This is a genomic window from Algoriphagus sp. (genome assembly GCF_046296635.1).
GTDB lineage: Bacteria > Bacteroidota > Bacteroidia > Cytophagales > Cyclobacteriaceae > Algoriphagus.
Map to the genome: position 1 here is coordinate 103,128 of NZ_JBKBKZ010000013.1, position 21,977 is coordinate 125,104.

The 21,977-nt window shown below is 41.8% G+C and carries 18 protein-coding genes; 9 read left to right on the forward strand and 9 right to left on the reverse strand.

Features of this window, described 5'->3' with window-relative positions:
- Nucleotides 1–6 precede the first annotated feature (6 nt).
- From ACK4HU_RS11535 to lpxK, 5 genes are all read right to left on the reverse strand, one after another.
- Entirely contained in the window at nucleotides 7–1,698 is a 1,692-nt protein-coding gene (locus tag ACK4HU_RS11535) for a GMC oxidoreductase (protein WP_409806874.1), read from the reverse strand.
- 354 nt (nucleotides 1,699–2,052) lie between these two features.
- Nucleotides 2,053–3,297, reverse strand: a complete 1,245-nt coding sequence (locus ACK4HU_RS11540) for an ABC transporter permease (RefSeq protein ID WP_409806876.1) — start codon at nucleotides 3,295–3,297, stop codon at nucleotides 2,053–2,055.
- Between the two features lie 163 nt (nucleotides 3,298–3,460).
- On the reverse strand, nucleotides 3,461–4,072 hold the full coding sequence (locus ACK4HU_RS11545; protein ID WP_409806877.1) for a tRNA-(ms[2]io[6]A)-hydroxylase: 612 nt from the start codon (nucleotides 4,070–4,072) through the stop codon (nucleotides 3,461–3,463).
- 142 nt (nucleotides 4,073–4,214) lie between these two features.
- Nucleotides 4,215–6,173 (reverse strand): putative porin, encoded by a 1,959-nt coding sequence (locus ACK4HU_RS11550; RefSeq protein ID WP_409806879.1) that lies wholly within the window; start codon nucleotides 6,171–6,173, stop codon nucleotides 4,215–4,217.
- Nucleotides 6,170–7,216 carry a tetraacyldisaccharide 4'-kinase gene (gene lpxK / locus ACK4HU_RS11555; protein ID WP_409806881.1) on the reverse strand — a complete coding sequence of 349 codons (1,047 nt, stop codon included), beginning with the start codon at nucleotides 7,214–7,216 and terminating at the stop codon, nucleotides 6,170–6,172. Before lpxK ends, ACK4HU_RS11550 begins: the two co-directional genes overlap by 4 nt.
- A gap of 40 nt (nucleotides 7,217–7,256) precedes the next feature.
- Between lpxK and ACK4HU_RS11560 the strand changes: the two genes are divergently transcribed.
- The 3 genes from ACK4HU_RS11560 (at nucleotide 7,257) to ACK4HU_RS11570 (ending at nucleotide 9,658) form a co-directional block, all read left to right on the forward strand.
- Nucleotides 7,257–8,357, forward strand: coding sequence for a Nif3-like dinuclear metal center hexameric protein (locus ACK4HU_RS11560; protein ID WP_409806883.1), 1,101 nt, complete (start codon nucleotides 7,257–7,259; stop codon nucleotides 8,355–8,357).
- Nucleotides 8,358–8,360: 3 nt separating this feature from the next.
- Complete coding sequence (locus ACK4HU_RS11565) at nucleotides 8,361–9,131, forward strand: zinc ribbon domain-containing protein (protein WP_409806885.1); 771 nt, start codon at nucleotides 8,361–8,363, stop codon at nucleotides 9,129–9,131.
- A 104-nt stretch (nucleotides 9,132–9,235) separates the two neighbouring features.
- Nucleotides 9,236–9,658: a hypothetical protein gene (locus tag ACK4HU_RS11570; protein WP_409806886.1), complete on the forward strand. Its 423-nt coding sequence runs from the start codon at nucleotides 9,236–9,238 to the stop codon at nucleotides 9,656–9,658.
- Here the strand turns inward: ACK4HU_RS11570 and ACK4HU_RS11575 are convergent.
- Nucleotides 9,636–10,265 (reverse strand): histidine phosphatase family protein, encoded by a 630-nt coding sequence (locus ACK4HU_RS11575; RefSeq protein WP_409806888.1) that lies wholly within the window; start codon nucleotides 10,263–10,265, stop codon nucleotides 9,636–9,638. The genes ACK4HU_RS11570 and ACK4HU_RS11575 overlap by 23 nt on opposite strands.
- A 53-nt stretch (nucleotides 10,266–10,318) precedes the next feature.
- Here ACK4HU_RS11575 and ACK4HU_RS11580 point away from each other — a divergent pair, with 53 nt between their 5' ends.
- From ACK4HU_RS11580 to menD, 3 genes are read left to right on the forward strand one after another with little or no spacing between them, the layout of a single operon-like run.
- Nucleotides 10,319–10,741 carry a hotdog fold thioesterase gene (locus ACK4HU_RS11580; RefSeq protein WP_409806890.1) on the forward strand — a complete coding sequence of 141 codons (423 nt, stop codon included), beginning with the start codon at nucleotides 10,319–10,321 and terminating at the stop codon, nucleotides 10,739–10,741.
- Complete coding sequence (locus ACK4HU_RS11585; protein ID WP_409806893.1) at nucleotides 10,738–11,955, forward strand: chorismate-binding protein; 1,218 nt, start codon at nucleotides 10,738–10,740, stop codon at nucleotides 11,953–11,955. The genes ACK4HU_RS11580 and ACK4HU_RS11585 overlap by 4 nt, the downstream gene beginning before the upstream one ends.
- Nucleotides 11,952–13,640, forward strand: a complete 1,689-nt coding sequence (gene menD / locus ACK4HU_RS11590; protein WP_409806895.1) for a 2-succinyl-5-enolpyruvyl-6-hydroxy-3-cyclohexene-1-carboxylic-acid synthase — start codon at nucleotides 11,952–11,954, stop codon at nucleotides 13,638–13,640. The genes ACK4HU_RS11585 and menD overlap by 4 nt, the downstream gene beginning before the upstream one ends.
- A gap of 5 nt (nucleotides 13,641–13,645) precedes the next feature.
- Here menD and ACK4HU_RS11595 read toward each other — a convergent pair whose 3' ends face one another.
- The 3 genes from ACK4HU_RS11595 to ACK4HU_RS11605 all read right to left on the reverse strand — a co-directional run bounded on the left by ACK4HU_RS11595 (nucleotide 13,646) and on the right by ACK4HU_RS11605 (nucleotide 16,851).
- Nucleotides 13,646–14,761, reverse strand: a complete 1,116-nt coding sequence (locus ACK4HU_RS11595; protein WP_409806897.1) for a family 16 glycosylhydrolase — start codon at nucleotides 14,759–14,761, stop codon at nucleotides 13,646–13,648.
- A 185-nt stretch (nucleotides 14,762–14,946) separates the two neighbouring features.
- Nucleotides 14,947–15,747 carry a helix-turn-helix domain-containing protein gene (locus tag ACK4HU_RS11600; RefSeq protein WP_409806899.1) on the reverse strand — a complete coding sequence of 267 codons (801 nt, stop codon included), beginning with the start codon at nucleotides 15,745–15,747 and terminating at the stop codon, nucleotides 14,947–14,949.
- A 237-nt stretch (nucleotides 15,748–15,984) separates the two neighbouring features.
- Nucleotides 15,985–16,851, reverse strand: a complete 867-nt coding sequence (locus tag ACK4HU_RS11605) for a LysR family transcriptional regulator (protein WP_409806900.1) — start codon at nucleotides 16,849–16,851, stop codon at nucleotides 15,985–15,987.
- Nucleotides 16,852–16,985: 134 nt separating this feature from the next.
- Between ACK4HU_RS11605 and hutH the strand changes: the two genes are divergently transcribed.
- The 3 genes from hutH (at nucleotide 16,986) to ACK4HU_RS11620 (ending at nucleotide 21,941) form a co-directional block, all read left to right on the forward strand.
- Nucleotides 16,986–18,551 (forward strand): histidine ammonia-lyase, encoded by a 1,566-nt coding sequence (hutH, locus tag ACK4HU_RS11610; protein WP_409806902.1) that lies wholly within the window; start codon nucleotides 16,986–16,988, stop codon nucleotides 18,549–18,551.
- Nucleotides 18,552–18,634: 83 nt separating this feature from the next.
- Nucleotides 18,635–19,876 (forward strand): imidazolonepropionase, encoded by a 1,242-nt coding sequence (gene hutI, locus ACK4HU_RS11615; protein ID WP_409806904.1) that lies wholly within the window; start codon nucleotides 18,635–18,637, stop codon nucleotides 19,874–19,876.
- Nucleotides 19,877–19,940: 64 nt separating this feature from the next.
- Nucleotides 19,941–21,941 carry a urocanate hydratase gene (locus tag ACK4HU_RS11620; protein WP_409806905.1) on the forward strand — a complete coding sequence of 667 codons (2,001 nt, stop codon included), beginning with the start codon at nucleotides 19,941–19,943 and terminating at the stop codon, nucleotides 21,939–21,941.
- Nucleotides 21,942–21,977 lie beyond the last annotated feature (36 nt).

The window sequence follows — 21,977 nt, forward strand, 5'->3', positions numbered from 1 at the left end:
GCTTGATTACTTGATTGTTCCCTTTTTTAACTCCTTCACTGCGTGATCAACAGCCCTTGCAGTTAGTGCCATATAGGTGATCGATGGGTTTTGTGTTCCGGTAGAAGTCATGCAGGCTCCATCAGTTACAAATACATTTGGTGCCAAGTGCATTTGATTGAAGCCATTCAATAGGGATGTTTTAGGATCCCTACCCATTCGAACACCTCCCATTTCGTGGATATCCAGTCCGGGAGCTTGGCCGCTGTCCGATTTTCGAATGTTTTTACATCCTGCTTTCGTCAGCATTTCCTCGCCTTGCTCCAAGAAATCTTTCAAAAGCTTCTCATCATTTTCATCGTATCCTACATCAATTCGGAGTTGAGGAATCCCCCACTCGTCAGTTTTATCAGAACTCAGGCTTACTAAATTGCTTTCTTTTGGGATCGTCTCCCCTTGCATCATCATATAGACAGACCAAGGTCCTGGAACTGAGTTGGCTTCCTTGAACTCGGCTCCAAAAGGTGAATTTCTGGCTCCACCCCAACCTGATCGTCCAGCCGTGTAGAAACTCATATACCCACGCAGGAAGTCCATTTCTTGCTTTTTGACATTTCGGAAATTAGGCAGCATCACCGCTGTGGGTCTTCTACCATAGTAATAACTATCCTCAAACCCTTCAAAGCTTCCATTCATGGAACCTCGATAATTATGGAAAGCGATGTACTTTCCTAAAACTCCAGAGTCATTTCCAAGTCCATTTGGGAATCTACCGGAAGTGGAATTCAGCAAAATCAAGTTAGTATTAAGAGCAGCCGCATTCAGAAAGACGACTTTAGCAAAATATTCAGTCACGGCTTTTGTCACTCGATCGATTACACGGACGCCAGTCACTTTTACTTTCTGATCATCCCAAATCAAAGAATGAACCACAGAATCCGGGCGAAGAGTCAAGTTGCCAGTTTTGGCTGCATGAGGCAAGGTCGATGAATTTGAACTGAAATATCCACCAAAAGGGCAGCCTCGGTAGCATTGATTCCGGGCTAGACATTGTCCACGACCTTGGGCTAAATGAATATCCTTTGGTTGAGTCAAATGTGCACAACGACCGATCACAAACTTCCTATCTCCATAGGCTTCCAAAATACGTTTTTGGATTTCCTTCTCCATACAGTTCATTTCCCATGCTGGCAGAAATTCACCATCAGGCAAAGTCTCCAAGCCATCATAATTCCCGCTGATTCCGACAAATCGCTCCACATGGCTGTACCAAGGCGCAATATCCTCATATCGAATTGGCCAATCCACAGCAAAGCCATCACGACCCGGCCCTTCAAAATCGTATTTACTCCACCGCTGAGTTTGTCTCGCCCAAATCAGCGACTTACCTCCTACCTGATACCCTCTCACCCAATCAAATGGTTTCTCCTGCACATAAGGATGTTCGGAATCTTTGACAAAAAAATGGGCCGTGTCTTCCTTGAATGCGTAACATCTGTTCACAACAGGGTTTTCTAGCTTATCTTTTCTGGGAATCTGATTGCGGTGTGGCATATCCCAAGGATTGGAAGTCATCGTTGGGTAATCTTTCAAATGCTCCACCTGCCTTCCTCTCTCGAGCACCAATGTCTTTAGGCCTTTTTCACAAAGTTCTTTTGCAGCCCATCCTCCTGATATTCCAGAGCCAACTACAATAGCGTCGAATTGATGCGTATTCATGGATGGAAAAATAGAGATTCTCACCGGACTTTTAAAAAAATTGACTCAAAACACTTTTTTTGATTAAGGGGAAAAAGAAATATGGATGTACGCTATTCTGCCAATAGGCGAGTTTTCCATAGTTAGGGGCTGGATACTTCGACTGCGCCCAGTACGAGTGACCGGAGACCACGCCACGCCTGTGCGCCTGTGGCGTAGTGCGCAGGAGAAGAGGGCCTGAAAATTAGAATTTGGGCCAATTTCCAATAATCAATTTGATCTTCTGGCGAAGAAACTGATAATCACAAAAAGGAAATCCCATTCTCTGAAGTCAGTTCAGATGATGGGATTTCCTTTTTAATACCTACCAAACCTCTATTCGTATCTCAGTGATTCGATAGGGTCAAGTTTACTGGCTTTGTATGCAGGAATATATCCAGCAAGTAAGCCTACGATGATACATATTATAAAAGAAATAATCATCCATAGCCAAGGGACTAAAAATCCACCGGGTCCAATAAAGTTTGCAATTACATTTCCAATGGCTATTCCAAGCATCATCCCAAAAACACCCCCAATCATACAAATCACGATAGCTTCGATCAAGAATTGCTGCCGAATCCGGAGTGGAGTAGCACCTAGTGCTTTACGAATTCCAATCTCTCGAGTACGTTCTGTAACAGATACTAACATGATATTCATCAGTCCAATTGATGCACCTAATAGTGTGATAAAACCAATTCCGAAGCCTCCAATTCGTAGGTATCCCGCTACTTCTTCCAAACTATCAGCCACAGATTGACTTTTTGTCAATTCAAAGGAATCCTCCTGACCCAAACGGTCCTGACGAACCTTCCGCATGATACCAATGGCTTGACCCATTTCGTAATCGATCTTGCCAGGGTCTGAAGCGACACCAGTGATACGATAGTTGAATGTTCCTCTCTTATCCAATTTTGAGGCATTTTCGATAGGAATCAAAATCTGTCGGTCCGCACCTTGATCTTGGCCTACGCCACCCTGCTTGTCAAGCACACCCACAACGGTGTAAGGTCGGCCCAGAAAAGTAATTTTTTGATTGATCGGATCTTCTCCTGCTGTGAAAAGCAGCTCCTCAAGCTCTTTTCCTATTATCGCCACTGAACTACCATACCGGACTTCCATGCTACTAAAGTTCCTTCCTTTGATAAGCTTCATGGCTTTGATTGCTAGATAATTTTCATCTCCTCCTCGTATCCGTGTATTAGGATTGGTTTTTTTTGAACCTCTTTTTACTTCAGCGGTCCCAGTCACACTATTGAATACTGTGGAGATTCCAATGGAAGCATATTCTTCTTTGAATTTTTGAGCTTCTCGAAAAGAAATATTAGGATAAGTTTTTTCTGTTTTACCATCCTGAACCACTCGGCCACCTGTAAAACCCTTATTTCTAACATCGAAGGAGTTGGCACCCAAACCAGCAAAACTGTCAGCAATTTGCGCTTTGATACCATCAATCGCAGTTAGCATCCCAACCAAAGAGGAAATACCTATCGCTATGATTGCACCTGTAAGGACAGTTCGTAACAGGTGGACTTTTACAGAGTTGAGCGCCTCGCGTATATTTTCGATCAAATTCATGAATTGTTCGTTTTGGAACAGCTTTAATAAAAATTCTTGCTTGAAAGCATTAATAATAAGCAAATACGGAAGATTTGGCCATTTCTAAGAGAAAATTTAACAAACGGTATAAAGAATAAAAGTTAAAATATATTTCAAAAGGGTAAAATAGCTATCCAACAGGCTAGTGCATCCTATCGCCTCTTAATTCAAGGTTTCTCAAAATTTCAGCCTCATATTCAAGCCACTCTTTCCATCTAAGGTTAACTATGTCAGGGTCTTGATACTTTTTAGCAAGCTCGATGAAGGTCACAAAATGTCCTGCTTCTGATATCATCAGTTCGTAATAAAACTTCTGTAGTTCCTCGTCATTGATATTTTTTGAAAGGAGCTTAAACCGCTCGCAACTCCTCGCTTCGATCAAGGCATTCATAAGGAGATGTTCCGTCAAGTGCTGTTTTCTATTCCCTCCTTTCTTCACAAACTCATTGAGTTTGATCACATATTCGTCCTTTCTGGGAAATCCAAATTTCATTCCTCGCTTCCTTAATTGTTCCAAAACCCGCTCAAAATGCCCCCATTCCTCCGCAACTATTGGTGTCAAAGTATCCACCAATTCATCCAAATCATTAAACCGGAGAATTAAACTTATGCAAGAAGAAGCGGCCTTCTGCTCACAATACGCATGATCAACAAGGATATCCTCGATCTGCATCTCTGCAATACCAACCCATCTGGGATCTGTAGGAAGCTTCAAGTGAAGCATTTTTTGTTTGGTGCTTTCTTCCCAAGTCATCTTAATTTACGAATTACGATTTTTGATTTACGGCCTTGAAATCAACACTTACCGTATCTGCTAATCTTACCGTATCTGCTAATAAGGAGTTAGATCCTTAAGTCTTACTTCTTATATCTTATATCTAAAATCTCCCTTTTTCTCAATCAAACAAATACCAGGAAATTCCAATGTCCAAGAACGACTTATACCCGGTATAATCAGGCGTGACGAAATATCCCTCCTGAGCCATAAATCCAGAATTTAAATGGTTGTATTTGAATAATACTCTGGTTCTATTAATTCTAAAATCGAGGAAAAGGTCAGCGACAGGATAGGCATATACATTGAATGTATTTTGCAGATGAAACTGCTGAAAAGATGGATTGTACGCCTCGGCGAAATAAGAGGATCTGTAACGAACATCTATTCCTAACTGGACATAGACATTTTCATCAAACATCGGGCTGTCAAAATAAAAACGGGTATTTCCGAAAAGCTTTGGAATCCTGAAATTATCTGCACCAGCTCCAGTGATTTCCGTGAAAACTACTTCAGCATCAAATCGGAATTTTTTTCCTACCTGCAGACTGGCTTTCAATCCCGGCATGAGCATAAAAGCTTCGCCTGAAGATTGGGTTGCCTGTCGTTCCTCATTGAAGAAGACATAATTATTCACCCGGTTCAGGGTCAGATTAGGTCTAAGGCTAAACTTATCAAAATCGACTATGACCCTTCCTTTGATTTGGTCCACTCCAGTGTTGTCAAAATTATTATCCCACTGATAATGGTTTCCGTAGTAAATCTGCTGAACTGAAGTTGGCTTGTAAAGGGCTTTTGTGTATTCCAGTTCGAGCCAGGGTGACTTAAATATTCCATGGAGTCGAAATGCCCCCGGAATCAGGTATTCTCCGTCTGCACTGATTGACCATTTCTCGGACAATTGACCGATCAGTTCCCCGCCGATATAGAGTTCATTGAATGTCTCTTTTCTATCAGGGAAAAAAGGACTCTCCATTCGCCCATTCCGGAATCGTGAAAACGCGTTGTAATAAAATCCCTTGTAGGAACCTTTCACTCCAAGTTCATTTCTCCATTCCGCAAAGTCGTTCTTATTTCGAGTGGTATCCTGCTGATTATTTAGCCTGGCTTTATTAAAAAACAAGGAATCGGATGAGTTCAAAGCTGATTCAAAAACTACATTTTGGTTTTTCCGATCCAGTGTATGATAGACCTGAAGACCATTCCCCAGTTTGTATTCATGATAAATATGATAATCCTGCCTCAGGTCCCTGGCACGTGAATTTAGCAGCCACACCTTGGCGTCTTCGTAAGTAAAGTATAGTGAGGTAGAATCGACTTCTGGTGGAATTATACCTCCTATCTCAGCCACTTCATGCCTCATCCTGGAGAAAGATCCCAGAAGCCAATAGTTGCCATTTTCAGATCTGTAATTCGTATGAAAAGAATAGGCATTTTGCTCGGCCATATTATCATCACGCTGTACTGGATTGAGTGTTTTTCGAACTCGTTGCGTGTTAAAATCAAATCCAAGATTCCAGCGTGGTGTTACATTTCGTGCAAAAGCAACATCAAGCATATTCCTATTGCCTCCTCCAAAAAAAGCCGCCATTTCGGTGAATGGTGATTTGGTATCATAATACCTCCTTTTGGCTGGATCACGGAAATAAATATCGTAGGCATGAAAACCTGAACTTAATCCAAGCAATTCAGGAATTTCATAAAAAACCGGTTTTGCTGCAGTTCCAATATTACCGAGATCCTGGTATCTCCATCCTTGTTTTGCTACAGGATCATAATTATGAAAATTGCGAAGGAGGGTGTCCTGCTCATAAAGTTGAAGTCGATTGCGCTTCAGATCTTTTTCGTAAAAATAAAGAGTTGTTTTCGGACCATAGACTTGTCGGGTGCTGTCATCGAGAAGCGGTCTTCTGCCTTCATCCTCTTGATCTTCTTGCTCTACCAACTCTCGACCCTGCCGTGGTGCAGGCTGACCAAATCCGCCCGTGGGAGGACGCTGAGGAATCGGACGCTGCGCCAGGAGCGACTGAAGTGACAGCAACGTAAGTATAGCTGCAAAGATTAACCCCTTTCTGATCACTGCTTATTGAATTTTCCCCGGATGTAACTGAGCAGCATTTCTTTATCTTCTTGATCAAATTTAGCCTCAATGGGCAGCACAAAAATCGGAATTTCCCCCAAAAATCCGTGATTTGCCAAGGATTTAAGTTTGTCCGCGTCTTTTTCTGTAGTGAGTAAAACGGGACTTTGCACTTTGTGTTTTTCTGCCAAAGCTAATAGCCGCTTCACATCAGCTTCTTTATATGCATGGTGATCCGGAAAAGAAACATTTTCCAAAACCCGATACTTATCAGAGCAATATTCCACAAAACCTTGGTCATTTGCCAAACCGGAAACTAAAATCACAGAATTAGAAAATGGGATTTGGTGTTCAAGTGGATATGGAGTACCATAGCCCACTTGTGAGAAAAATACGGGAGTGCAACCTGTGAGGTAGGTCTGAAAGCTTTTCTTAATTTCAATTTTCCGGTTATCCGTAAGTCCTTCCGGGCATTTTGTGACCACAACTACATCGGCTCGTTTTGCCCCACTTCGACTTTCTCTCAATCTCCCTAGCGGCATAAGTTGATCTTTTGAAAAATTCAATTCGTACGGTGTCAATAAGCAATATAAATCCCCCCTGAGTCTCCTGTGTTGAAACGCATCATCAAGAATCACTAGTTGGGTAATCGGAGAAAATCCAGCTATTTTTTCCAAAGCCGCAACACGATCTTCTCCAACAAAGACAGGGATTTCTCCTTTGAATTTTCGGAAAATTTGGAGAGGTTCATCACCGATTTCAGTTGGATTACTTTGATCATTGGCTTGAATAAAGCCTTTTGACTTTCTTCCATAACCTCTACTGAGACTTGCGAGCGCCAATTCATCTTTCAGGTTTCGAATCAGAAATTCAACCATAGGAGTTTTACCTGTACCGCCTACACTTAGATTGCCTACAATTAAGGTGGCAATGGGAGATTGGAAGCTTTTCAGAATATTCCGATCAAATAAATAATTTCTTACACTGGTAATCAGCCGAAAAATCAGCGCAAAGGGAACAAAAAGAAAGGCATACCAAGGCATCGGCAGGAATTGCTATTTTTGACCAAATAAAAGAAAAATTATGGGATACAGAATTCAGGATGTCATTTCTTACCTAGATCAACTTGCTCCCCCAGCCTACCAAGAAAGCTACGACAATGCCACGCTCATCTGTGGAGATAGAAATGCTGAATTGAAGGGAGTCATTTGTGCTCTTGATTGCACTGAAGCTGTAATAGATGAAGCGATTAGTTTAGGGGCAAATCTTGTGGTTGCTCATCATCCGATCATATTCAAGGGACTCAAAAGTTTAACCGGGCGCAATTACATTGAACGAACCATCATCAAAGCGATCAAACACGACATTGCAATTTTTTCAATACATACCAACCTAGATCATATAGCCACTGGAGTGAATAAGCGAATCTGCGATCGTTTAGGTTTAAATGACACTAAAATTCTTCAGCCAAAAAAACAAATCCTCAGCAAATTGACCTTCTTTGTTCCAATTGAGGACAAAGGAAAAGTTTTGGACGCGGTATTTACTGCCGGTGCCGGGCAAATCGGGGAGTACAAGGACTGTTCTTTTCAGGTGGAAGGAATGGGAACGTTTACTCCTTCTGAAAAAGCAAATCCACACATTGGAAAATCTGGTATTCCGCAGTTCGAAAAAGAAGCTAGAATTGAAGTAATCCTACCTTCCTATCTGAGTAATAAAGTAATCCTCGCACTGAAGATTGCTCATCCCTACGAAGAAGTTGCTTTTTACCTCTCAACGCTCGAAAATGAAAATCAGGAGGTTGGAGCTGGAATGATCGGTGTTTTGGAAAATCCACTCGGAGGTAATGAGTTTTTGGATTTACTTAAAGTAAAAATGAACCTAAGCGTCATCAAACACACCAAATTAATTAATAGAAAAATCAATAAAGTTGCAGTATGTGGTGGCGCAGGTATTTTTCTACTTGAGGACGCCAAGCGCTCAGGTGCAGATGTATTTATAACTTCCGATGTAAAATACCATGAGTTTTTTGATACTGAGGGTCAATTGGTCCTATGCGATATAGGTCATTATGAGAGTGAAATTTTTACAAAAGAATTACTAGGCGAGCATTTGTCACAAAATTTCCCTAATATTGCACTCTATTTGACAAAAGTAGTTACTAATCCCACATCCTACCGATAGTACATGGAAAGTACAGTAGCACAAAAACTAGAAGCTATCTATAATCTTCAACTCATAGATTCAAGACTAGATGCCATCGTAAAAGTAAGAGGCGCCCTTCCCGAGGAAGTACAAGACCTCGAAGATGAGATAGCAGGCTACGAAACACGACTTGATAAATTTAAAACAGATATCGATTCCTATGAGGATGAAATTAAGCGTTTTAAAGAAAACATCAAGGAATCAGAAAAGCTGATTAAGAAGTATCAAGAGCAGCAAATGAACGTTCGTAACAACCGTGAATACGACGCCATCACTAAAGAGCTAGAGCTTCAAGATCTTGAAATTCAGGTCTCCAAGAAGAAAATCACTGAAGCTGGTATGAAAATAGACCAGAAAAAAGCTGATTTAGAAGAGCTGAATGAATTAATGAAGGATCGACAGAAGGATCTTGATTTGAAGAAAAATGAGCTTGATACCATCGTCTCTGAAAGTGAATCTGATGAATCTAAACTTCAGGGTGACCGAGACAAGCAGATGAAGAAAGTAGAAGATAGACTTGTGAAATCTTATACTAAAATCAGAGGCAATGCCAAAAACGGACTCGCTGTGGTTATGGTTAAGAGAGGTGCATGCGGCGGTTGCTTCAACACTGTTCCACCACAAAGACAAGCAGACATTCGAGAAAAGAAAAAGCTTATTGTTTGTGAACATTGCGGAAGAATTCTCGCTGGAGTAGAAGACGAAGTCGAAGAAGAGACTACTAAAACCAAAAGAAGAACAACAAAGGTGTAATAATTAGAGACATATAAAAATCCTCGAAAATTAATCATTTCGGGGATTTTTTTTGCGTTGAACTTTTTTGATTTGTCGTAATTTTAAATGATATATTGGCATCCATGAAAAAGTTACCTACACTTTTGATACTAATGATTTGGTGCACTTCGGTTTTTGCAAAAGATCCCGAAACCAAAACTTATTTGGTGATTTTTAAAAGTAAAGAATTAAAGGAAAATAAAATAAGTCTTAAGGAGATAGGTTCTCAATTCTCCTCGTTTTTCAACACGAAGTTTTATACTGGGAATTCGGAATTGGCATTAGTAATTGAAACCTCAATCTGTGATATGGATGATTGCTTTTTAGGAAAATTTCTTATCAATCTTGACGGAGGGAAACAAGTCCAACTTCAACAAATCGCTTACCGACTTTTTGACTTGACAGAAAACAAGGCTTTGCATCAACGCTACCTTGCTATGTACGAGGAGAGACTAACCGCCAGAAAAAAGGCTTCTAAGTCACCTAAGCCAGACTCAAAGCCTTAAGATGCTCTTGGTCATTGAATTTCCTGACCACAAACGTTTCATCAGGCAGTTGCTCAAGTAGGTAAAGGCATAAATTATTATGCTCAAATTGGTCCATGTACCGCAGATCATAATTTAGGATCAGACTAAGAAAAATCCGCATCGCCCGCCCGTGCATGCATACAAGAATAATTTCTCCCGGTCCATTGAGAATTTGTTGAATTCCCCTATTCATCCGCTCAGCTACTTTATTAGGACTCTCACCCCCCGCAATCGCATAGTCCAGATTGCCCTGCTGCCATTGATGAAGCATGTGTCGATAATACTCGTTTTCGTCTGCTGTCATGGGAGTCCCTTCATAATCACCCCAGGAAATTTCATTTAACTCCGGCAAGGCCTTCGTGGGAATTCCCTTGTCGATAAACAATTGAATGGATTGCTTAGTCCGAATCAAAGCCGTATGATAAATTTGGTCAAAAGGGACTGAATGGTATGTCTCAAAAAGTGCCAAAGCTTGAGCCCGACCTGTTCCATTAATGGGGGCATCTATACCACTGCCCTGCACAACACCTTGAAGATTGAAGTCAGTTTGTCCATGACGGACGAGGTAAATTTTTTTTAGATTCAAGTTTCTCTATTTTTGTTCAGTGACCAAATAAACTCGATTTAGCCCAGATTTTAATGATTTTTCTTTCTCTACCTTCCCTAGACCAATTGAATTTGACGAGTCAAAACACAATGGTCAGTTTCTTGGGAATTGAATTTACAAGCATTGGCCAAAATTATCTTGAAGCAACAATGCCTGTAGATACTCGAACCAAGCAGCCTATTGGATTGTTACATGGTGGAGCAAATGTAGTGTTGGCTGAGACTTTGGGAAGTGTAGCTTCATCACTCACAATAGACACAAAAAAATATTCTTGTGTAGGTCTGGAAATCAATGCCAATCACCTCAAGGCCGTCAGAGAGGGAAAGGTAACAGGGATTGCCAAACCAATACATTTAGGGAAATCAACCCAAGTTTGGGAAATAAAAATCTTCAACTTAGAAGATCAGTTGTGCTGCATTAGCCGGATTACCATGGCTATTTTAGAGAAAAAATGAACGTAACGGAAAGCTTAACTCGCACCACCCAATCCGAGATATTGGATCACCTTTTTCTGAAAGGTTTTTCATCTGAAGGTTCTTTTGCAATCTGGAGAAAACCCAAGTCAGATAAATTGGAGTTTCTTTTAGATGAGTCAAAATATCCCCAAAAGGTTGATCTGACTTTTGAAGAGCTTCCCGCTGGATTTATTGTACATCCTTTTGCTGATCAAGATGATAAGAAAGCCTTTTTCATTAAAAGCAACAAGTATTTCAGCTTTGAACTTGATCAAGAGCTAGGAAAGGAAGAGCTCCCTTTGTGGATAATCTCTCAAGTCGAATTTCCAAAGGAATCCATAAAACCTTCAATTAAACGTCTTTTAAAAGAAAAATCAGAAGCTTCAAGTTTCGAGAATGCAAAATCTGATGAAAAATCTCATTTTACCAACCTTGTCCAACAAGGAATACAGGCAATTGAAACAGGCATTCTTGAAAAAGTCGTGCCGGCAAGAACCAAATTAATTTCAGTTTCTGAGGATTTTGACTTGGGAAAAACTTTTATGGAAATGCTCAAAGCATATCCCAATTCTTTTGTGAATTTCTTTCATATTCCCTCAATCGGCACTTGGATTGGAGCAAGTCCGGAAACGTTGATCCGAACGAAAGATGACCAATTCTATACGATGGCCCTTGCCGGGACTCAACCTGCATCGGGTGAAAATCCACTTAAATCAGCTGCTTGGACTCAAAAGGAAATTGAAGAGCAAGCCTTAGTCTGCCGCTATATTGTAGATTGCTTTAAGAAAATCCGGCTCAGAGAATATGAGGAGCATGGTCCTAAAACTGTGTTGGCTGGAAACCTACTTCATCTCAGATCTGATTTCAAAGTGGATATGAAAGCTACCAGCTTTCCCCAACTTGGATCCGTAATGCTGAATTTATTACATCCAACTTCAGCAGTTTGTGGAATGCCAAGAAAAGAAGCACATGAGTTTTTACAAGAAAATGAACATTTTGATCGATCATTCTTCGCCGGATTTCTTGGCCCGGTTAATATCGAAGGGGAGACTTCCATTTTTGTAAATCTTAGAACTGCTTCATTTAAAGGGGAAAAAGCAATTCTATATGCAGGAGCTGGAGTAACTGAAGATTCAGACCCAGACAAAGAATGGGAAGAAACCGAGCTTAAGTGTCAAATCATCGGTAAATTCATCCAAACTCCATCCCTTTGATCATCCAACCTATACTTGATCTAGTAGCCATCTGCGCCAAAAAGGGAATCGAGCATGCGATCCTTTCGCCTGGCTCAAGATGTGCACCACTGACCTTGGCATTTGCACGTCATCCGGAAATTCATGCCCGTACCATATCTGATGAACGCTCAGCAGCATTCATAGCCTTGGGCGTCGCACAGCAACTGAGTCAACCCGTAGTGTTGGTATGCACTTCCGGGTCTGCGGCATTAAATTATTACCCTGCGGTGGCGGAGGCTTTTTTCCAACAAGTTCCTTTGTTGATTTTGACAGCAGACCGACCTCCTGAATGGATTGATCAGTGGGATGGACAGACTATTTTTCAGCCTGATGTCTATGGAAAACACATTAAAAAAAGCTTTCAATTTCCTGATTCATTCTCCAACCCTGAACAAGCTTGGCATTCAGGTCGAATGGTAAATGAGGCAATTAATCTCGCAAAGCAATTCCCTGCTGGTCCGGTCCACATGAATATTCCTCTTCGGGAACCCTTCTATCCTATGGATGGGGAAAAATTCGAATTCCCGGAACATCCGAGAGAATTTACACTCGTAAGCAGCCAAACACAACTCAGCGAGGAAAGCCTGAAGCACATCAAGAATCGATTGAATGATTTTACTAGGATTTTGATTGTACCGGGTCAGCAAAAGCCAAATCCTCATATTCAATCCCTGCTTGACGACCTTTCAAAAAATCAAAAAGCTGTCATCGTCACAGATTCTATCTCGAATCTGCAAAGTGATGCTACTATAAATCTTCATGATCACTGGCTGGGAAATGAAAGCATAAACCAAAGTCTTGTTCCTGATTTAGTGATAAGCTTTGGCAAATCAGTAATTTCAAAATCGCTCAAGCAGTTCTTGAGAAAGTCGGAAACCTCACATTGGCATATTCAGCCTGATGGGCAAGCGAAGGATACTTACCAACATTTGACCCGAATTTTAGCCTGCTCACCAACCCAATTTTTGGGTTGGCTTTCTCAAAACCTTCCAGATCAAAACGAAGAGTTTTATCTGAAATGGACTGGATTGGAAAAAGCGGTGGACAGTGCACTTCCTGATGTTTTCAGTAAAATTGAATTTGGAGAATATTCGGCTTTGCATTTTCTACTGAAAAAAATCCCAGCTACTTCTAAGCTGCATTTGGCAAATAGCATGGCTGTGCGGTACGTGAATTTTCTTGGAAAGCGAACTCAGGAAATAATCTGCAACAGAGGCACAAGCGGAATCGACGGTTCTAACAGCACTGCCGTCGGGTGCACATTCACTACCAAAGAACTTGTCTCTTTGATTACAGGAGACATGGCTTTCTTTTATGATAGAAATGCCTTTTGGCATAATTACTCCACACCAAACCTTCGGGTTATCATCCTAAACAATCATGCAGGCGGAATTTTCCGATTGATTGATGGACCTGCAAAACAACCTGAATTGGAGGAATTTTTTGAAACGAAACAGCAGCTTTCTGCAAATCATCTGGCCGAAGAGTTTGGTTTTTTTTACCTCAAAGTGAAAAATCAACAAGAACTGGAAAGTGCACTGACAGATTTCTATTCCCCTTCCACTCGTCCAAAAATTCTAGAGATCGAGTCATCGAGTCCTAAAAATGCCGAAATACTAAAGGAAGTCAAAAGTAAAATCTCGGAGGTCATAATGGGATTTTAAATGCGTTACTTTTTCTGAAAAACTCGTACATAATCCACCTGCATCTCCTGAGGAAACTCTGTACTTGCATCTGGATTTCCAGGCCATAGACCCCCTACCGCTACATTTAAAATAAAAAAGAAGGGCTTGTGAAATTCATCCAATCCCGCAGGTGTAATGTCAATTACATGATATTGAACTCCATCCAGCTTCCAAACGATTTTTTGGGAATCCCAATCAATGGAGAATACATGAAACTCATCATTAAAGATGCCAAAGGGTAGCTTGGTGCTCCCTCCATAGTTTGCATAGCTTCCGTTATTGTCCCAATGGACCGTTCCGTGGACCGTTCCATCTTGGTTGTCCTTGCTCCCACCGATCATCTCCATAATGTCAATCTCTCCACATTTTGGCCAGCTTACTTCTGAAATATTATCTCCCAACATCCAAAGTGCTGGCCATAACCCTTGTCCTTTCGGCATTTTTGCTCGAATATCTATTCTCCCGTAGGTAAAAGACCTTTTGCCTTTGGTGATCAATCTTGAAGAAGTGTAAGCTCTACTTCCTGCATTTTCCCGCTTGGCTGTGATCACCAAATTTCCGTTTTGGAGCTTGGTATTTTCCTTTTTGTAAAACTCAAGTTCCTGATTTCCCCATCCGCAAAGATCAGGACATCCATCTCCAATCTCAAAAGTCCAATCCTGAGAAAGCTCCGAACCGGAAAACTCATCTGCCCAAACCAAATTGTACCCCTCATAGGAAGAAGGGCTTGTAAAACCTGTATTGGGATCAAGTCCTAAAGCAGCTGCATTTAAGCTCACAATTTGCGATGACACCACAAAATCGGTCTCTGTAGCATGTGCCTGAACTACCAAAATGAATTCACCCCGTTCAGTATAGGTTTTAGTGGCCGAATTTCCATCTACTCGCTGCAAGGCTTCACCCGGAGTTCCAAAGTTTACTTTAAAAAATTTTGTGTCATCAGCTGTAAAATTGGCTTTAACCACCCCATTTCCCAACAGTTCAACTGTGACAAGTAAGTTATCCGGCAATTTGAGAGGCTGCTCGGAAGTGCTTTCTGAGCATGAAAATGTAAGAATAGAAAATAGAAAAAGGCAGAGAACGGAGAATGATTTATTCATATGATTATAATTTATTCTTTAAGGCCATATGAAATTTCGCAATACGGCCCCGATAGCCCCGATAGCTATCGGGGGGGCATTCCAGTGTGTGACGTTCTCGTCATGTCTGTCTGCCTCAGGCAGGCTCGATTTCATGTGACCATTTATTTGACATGAATATACCCCCTATAACACAATCAAAAAAATTAAGCACTTACACTTTCAGCATTAAAATCGGGAGAAATAGTTCTCCCGATATTATTTATTGCCCAAACCATCAATCCTAATTGTCCAATCTCAAAAATCATCAGGGGAATTAATCCGAAAATCACTCCGATACCGGAGAAAATGAGAATCCCGGACACCAATCCTACTGCTCCAATGATTTGAGGAATATGAGACCAAAGATTTTTATAAGCCAAATAACCCACTCCCAAAAAAGCATAACAGAGCCCAAATGCACTCAATTTTATGAGATAATAATCCTGAATGGAAAAATAGCCGGCAATTAGACTTACAAAGTCCACTCCATATAAGATGAAGTTTGCTCCCAGCATCGTCCAAAGCGCAATTTTTAATACCGAGTTGTGCATATAGGATTCCAGCTTAATCCAGCCGTAGATAAAAGAAACGTAAGTTAGAAAAGTGCCGATTTTCACACCGATGAATGCCTTGGAGTCAGTTGGGCCATTTTTGATCCATTCATATTCCATCCCGATTTCAAAAAATGCCAGAAAAAAATAAACCAATCCCGCCGCAAATGCTAAATAGAGATAAGCCGGTACTTTCCTTTCCTCATCCACAAATCCATTTTTCACCCCTTCCCATTGGTAATCCAAGGCTTCAAACAAGGCCTTCACAGTGTAGCTTCTCGGAGTCACCTCACCTGCTTCGATGCGCTGTATAGTTCGCACATTCAAGTTGCACTTCTCGACTAGCTCCTCCTGAGTCAGTCCTTTGGCTTTTCTCAATTCAGAGATCTTTTTGCCTAATTGTGGTTGCTTCATACTTAGTAGATTTTGATTTACCATGGCAATTTCTGGGATTGATTTTAACTTAAGGACGAATGCTACTCGGCTTTGACCCGACTTTCTCCCGACATTTGGATTGGGCCTTGAAAATAGAGATTTCTCTCCTTTAAATTGAAAGAACTTGTCCGCCGTGGCGGATTGTAAAATTATAATAATCTAAGATTGAAAGAAATTGTCTGCTTTGGTGGATAAGAAGATTGATTGGAAATAATGCTATACTAAGGGTAAAACCCTTTTCAATGCTGGATTCCGATTTTCTGGTTTCCAGATAACCGAAAGCTCAGTAAACTGCGGGATCCCCGGAATTTCCATAAAGCGAACATTCAGATCATATCCATCCTTAAGCGAAGTAGGCACGATGGCCACGCCTAGTCCATTTTCTACCAGCCGAAAAATTGTCAGTGCATGCACGGACTTATGTCTGATTTTGGGTGAAAAACCTGAATCCCGGCAAATGCTCATGATTTGCTCATAGTAATAATTAGAATAATCACTTGAAAAAAGGATAAATAGTTCATCCTCGAACTGGGAAACTGACTCAAAATTCCTTTGATCGATGGGATGATCTTTTGGAATCACGAGTGAAAAGCTATCTCTCAACACAGGCTTCATCTCCAAATCCACGGGAACAGACGCCAGACGAACAAATCCCAAGTCTAATTTGTCCTTTTGAATCATTTCTACTTGAACCGAATTACTCAATTCCTCCAGACTAGTGGTGATCATAGGTTGCTGATAATTGATTCGGTTGAGTAAATCGGGTAAGACCCGATTGGAGGCAGAACCCAGAAAACCGATTCGCAACTCCCCCACTTTGCCAGACTCAATCAGCTTCAGCTGACTTTTGGTTGATTCCAGATGGTTGATGATAAAATCAACCTCCCCTTTCAGAAAAGTTCCCACAGTCGTCAGTTCCACATGCTTTTTGTCTCTCTCAAAAAGCTGAACTCCAAGCATTTCCTCCAACAACTTGATCTGCCTACTGAGTCCGGGTTGGGAAATAAAAAGTCGCTCAGCAGCCTTCCGGTAGTTCAATTCCTCAGCTACTGCCTGAAAATAAATCAAATGTCTAAGCTCCATTGATACCTTTAAGTTATTGAATACTCGCAAAAATAGTATCAATAAGCATCAAAAGGAAAAGGTAATTTTGTTTGATAAACTAAAACAATATAGACCTGCCAGGTTTTGAAAACCTGGCAGGTCTGGCGTCCAATATGAAAACATTCCACTATGGCCAAGATCACCTGACTGCTTCAATCGCATTGAAGCTTGCTTCAAAAGAAATTAAAGGAATTTTCAGCCTGGAAACCATCCAAAAAGTAAATGCTTCCGCAGCTGCAGTCGCTCAAATCGCAAAAGGCGAAAAGGCTGTCTATGGGATCAATACTGGATTTGGACCGCTTTGCACAACAAGGATTTCTTCGGATGACACCACAACTTTGCAGGAAAACCTACTGAAAAGTCATGCCGTCGGAGTTGGAGATTTCATCCCGGATGAAATTTCCCGTTTGATGCTTGTTCTGAAAGTCCACGCATTGGCTCAAGGATTTTCTGGAATTCGGCTCGAAACACTTGAGCGAATTCAATGGATGCTGGAAAATGATGTGATTCCTGTTGTCCCCGAACAAGGCTCAGTTGGAGCGTCAGGAGATTTAGCACCACTTTCCCATCTGTTTTTGCCCTTGATTGGCTTGGGGAAAGTTCATTTTGGAGGCGAGATCATCACAGCTAAAAAAGTACTTGCAACCCTTTCAAAAGAACCCTTAACACTTGGTCCAAAAGAAGGTCTCGCTCTGATCAACGGAACTCAGTTTATGGCAGCTTTTGGTGTGAAAATCGTGGATAGACTTCATAATCTCCTCATGCATGCCAGCATTACTGGAGCGATGATGATCGAGGGATTAATGGGTTCGATTAAACCATTCACCGCACAACTTCACCAATTACGACCCTTTGCCGGAAATCAGCATGCGGCACAAAGCATCCTAAACCTCCTTCACGAATCCGAAATCGTCAATTCCCATCTCAATTGCGCTCGGGTTCAGGACCCCTACTCGCTTCGCTGCATGCCGCAGGTACACGGCGCTAGTTGGAATGCTTGGTTGCATCTGAAAGATTGCATCGAGATAGAGATCAATTCAGTTACGGATAATCCGGTGGTATTTAATTCGGAAAACACGATTTCAGGTGGGAATTTCCATGGACAGCCCATTGCTTTGCCCCTCGATTATGCCTGCCTTGCCGCATCCGAAATCGGGAATATCTCAGATCGCAGGATCTATTTGTCTATCGAAGGCGACACTCCTGGAGTACCCAAACTTTTGCTGAAAGAAACTGGACTTAATTCCGGTTTGATGATTCCTCAATACACCACTGCGGCATTGGCTTCAGAAAATAAAGGGCTTTGTTTTCCAGCTTCGGCTGATTCCATTCCTACTTCTCTTGGCCAGGAAGATCACGTGAGCATGGGAAGTATTGGGGCTAGAAAGGCACTTCGAGTCATCGGAAACGTGGAAAAAATTCTGGGAATCGAGCTTTTCTATGCAGCTCAAGCTATGGACTTTCATGCCTCCTTGAAGTCAGGAAAAATCTTGTCCGCAATCTATGAGCGAGTAAGAAAAGACATTGATCCGGTGGTTTCAGATCGGATTTTGTACGAGGATATGGAAACGGCCATTGATTTGGTAAAAAGTGGTGAATTGATCACTTTGGCAAAAAAGGTTGCTGAATCTGAAGGTTTGGCTTTTGAGACAGAGTGGAGTGAAATGTTTACATATTAAAATGGCTCACAGATTACTCAGATGAACACAGATTTGGAATAAAGCCATCTATGATTATCTGCGACATCTGTGAGAAAAACATTATGAAAAATCCTTTACTAATCGGCCCCATAAGCCATGTACTTACCCTTGACAAGCTTCTTTCAAAAGGAGCTTTGAAAGACGAGCAGTTGGAAATCATTCCCAATGCCGGAATCCTAATTGAAGGGGAAAAAATCCTTCAGGTTGGACCATGGGAAAAATTGAAAAAAGACTTTCCCGAAGCAGAACTTTTCATTTTTGAAGGTGAATATGTGGCATTGCCTGGAATGGTGGATTGTCATACGCACATTTGTTTTGGAGGATCCAGAGCAAAAGATTTTGCGATGCGAAATGCCGGAAAAACTTATCTGGAAATTGCAGAATCAGGTGGTGGAATTTGGGATACTGTGACACAAACCCGAAAACTGAGTTTGGACGAATTGGCCGAAATAACCAATAAAAATGCCAATCGACATCTTTCCGAAGGAGTGACTACAATCGAAGTGAAAAGCGGATACGGTCTCTCGGTCGAACAAGAGCTGAAAATGCTTCGAGCCATTCAACTAGCCAATCAAACTAGCAAAGCCGACTTGATTCCAACTTGTCTTGCGGCCCACATGAAACCTAGAGACTTTTCGGGTTCTAATTCTGAGTATCTGGAATTGATTGTTGCAGAACTTTTCCCTATTCTCAGAAAGGAAAATCTCACAAACCGAATAGATGCCTTCGTGGAGAAAAGTGCTTTTTCTCCTGAAGAGATCCGTCCATATTTTCAAAAGGCAAAGGAAATGGGTTTTAAATTGACTGCTCATGCTGATCAATTTACGACTGGAGGTTCAGCTGTTGCCGTCAAGTTTGGAGCTGTTTCAGCTGATCATTTAGAAGCTTCCGGTGAAAAAGAAATCGAGCTTTTAGCCCAATACAATACCATTGCTGTGGCTTTGCCCGGAGCAAGTATCGGTTTGGGATGTGCATTCACACCTGCACGGAAAATCCTGAATAAAGGAGGGGCCTTGGCCATTGCTTCGGATTGGAATCCAGGATCGGCACCTATGGGAGATTTACTGGTGCAAGCCTCAATTCTGGCAACCTTCGAAAAACTCAGCACAGCAGAGGTCTTTGCAGGAATCACTTTCCGAGCAGCTGCAGCTTTGGGCTTGAATGATCGAGGGAAATTAGCTTCTGGCCAATTGGCTGACTTTATCCTCTTTCCAACTTCAGATTATCGCGAGATTCTGTATCAACAAGGAAAATTGAAACCGGAGATGGTGTGGAAAAGAGGCAAATTGTCCGATGTCGGGTGACCGATGTCCGATGAGTTGAGCACCTTTTGAGGTCGTAAATCAAAAACCGTAAATCGTAAATCCAATGTCATTTCAGGATCAAATCAAGCAAGGAATCCCTTCCATTCTACCATCAAAAAAGCAGCGAAATCCAGCAATTTCCCATGCTCCAAAGCGAAAAGATATCCTTTCTCCGGAAGATAAGAAATTGGCTTTACGCAATGCCTTACGCTATTTTCCAAAAGAATGGCATGCTGAACTTGCCCCTGATTTCTTGCACGAACTGAAAGAATATGGTCGTGTTTATATGTATCGATTTATGCCGGATTATCCACTTTTTGCGCGAGCAATAGAAGAATATCCAGCCAAATCCAAGAAGGCTGCTGCCATCATGCTGATGATTCAAAACAACCTGGATCCGGCAGTCGCACAGCATCCTGAAGAACTGATTACCTATGGTGGAAATGGGGCAGTTTTCCAAAACTGGGCGCAGTATCTCATCACGATGAAATATCTATCTGAAATGACCGATGAGCAGACATTACATCTCTACTCGGGCCATCCGATGGGATTATTCCCATCGTCAGAGGACGCTCCAAGAGTGGTCGTAACCAATGGAATGATGATCCCCAACTACTCCAAACCGGATGATTGGGAAAAATTCAATGCACTGGGCGTGACCCAATACGGACAAATGACAGCCGGTTCATTTATGTATATCGGGCCTCAGGGGATCGTCCATGGTACTACAATCACGGTGATGAATGCCTTTCGGAAAAAACTAAAGTCTGGAGAAAGCCCAAAAGGTAAAATTTTCCTAACCGCAGGTTTAGGCGGAATGTCCGGTGCTCAGCCAAAAGCCGGAAATATTGCAGGTTGCGTTACAGTTTGCGCTGAAGTCAACCCATCAGCTGCCAGAAAAAGACATGAACAAGGTTGGGTAGACGAACTCATCGAAGATCAAAGTGAATTGATAATTCGAGTAAAAAAAGCCAAAACAAACGAAGAAGTCGTCTCAATAGCTTTCATAGGAAATATCGTGGATGTCTGGGAGCGATTTGATTCCGAAAACATCTTTGTGGAACTCGGTTCAGATCAGACTTCGCTTCATAATCCTTGGGCAGGTGGCTATTACCCAGTGGGGCTTTCTTTCGAAGAATCCAATCAGTTAATGGCCGAAAACCCGGAAGCATTCAAAGCCAAAGTTCAGGATTCGTTGCGCCGACAAGCTGATGCAATCAATCGACATTCGGCGAAGGGAACGTACTTTTTCGACTATGGAAATGCTTTTTTACTTGAGGCTTCAAGAGCCGGAGCAGATGTAATGGCTGAAAATGGTATTGATTTCCGGTATCCCAGCTATGTGCAGGATATCCTTGGGCCTATGTGCTTTGATTTTGGATTCGGGCCCTTCCGCTGGGTTTGTACCTCGGGAAAAGTTGAAGATCTACGGAAAACAGATCAAATCGCCGCTTCAGTTTTGAGAGAAATCATGAAAACGGCTCCAAATTCAATAGCTCAACAAATGCAGGATAACGTCACTTGGATCGAGGAGGCGGAGAAAAACAGGTTAGTCGTGGGATCTCAAGCTAGGATACTTTATGCAGATGCTGAAGGAAGGTCAAAAATTGCGGAAGCATTTAATCATGGTATTCAAAGTGGAGAAATCTCGGCACCGATCGTATTGGGAAGAGATCATCATGATGTCAGTGGGACGGATTCACCGTACCGTGAAACCAGTAACATCTATGACGGTAGCCGATTCACCGCCGACATGGCGATTCATAATGTAATAGGTGACAGTTTCCGAGGAGCCACTTGGGTCTCGATCCACAACGGCGGTGGAGTCGGTTGGGGAGAAGTGATCAATGGAGGTTTTGGACTGGTATTGGATGGAACACAGGAAGCGGCCAACCGACTAAAATCCATGCTTTTCTATGATGTAAACAACGGGATTGCAAGAAGAGCCTGGGCGAGAAATTCAGGTTCGATCGAAGCTATCCAGCGAGAAATGGACAGAAGTCCGGGTCTGAAAGTGACGATTCCGAATTTGGTGGATGAGGAGGTTTTGAAGATCTTCTTTTAATTATAGGTTCGAGCAACTTTACCAAAGTTTAAAACT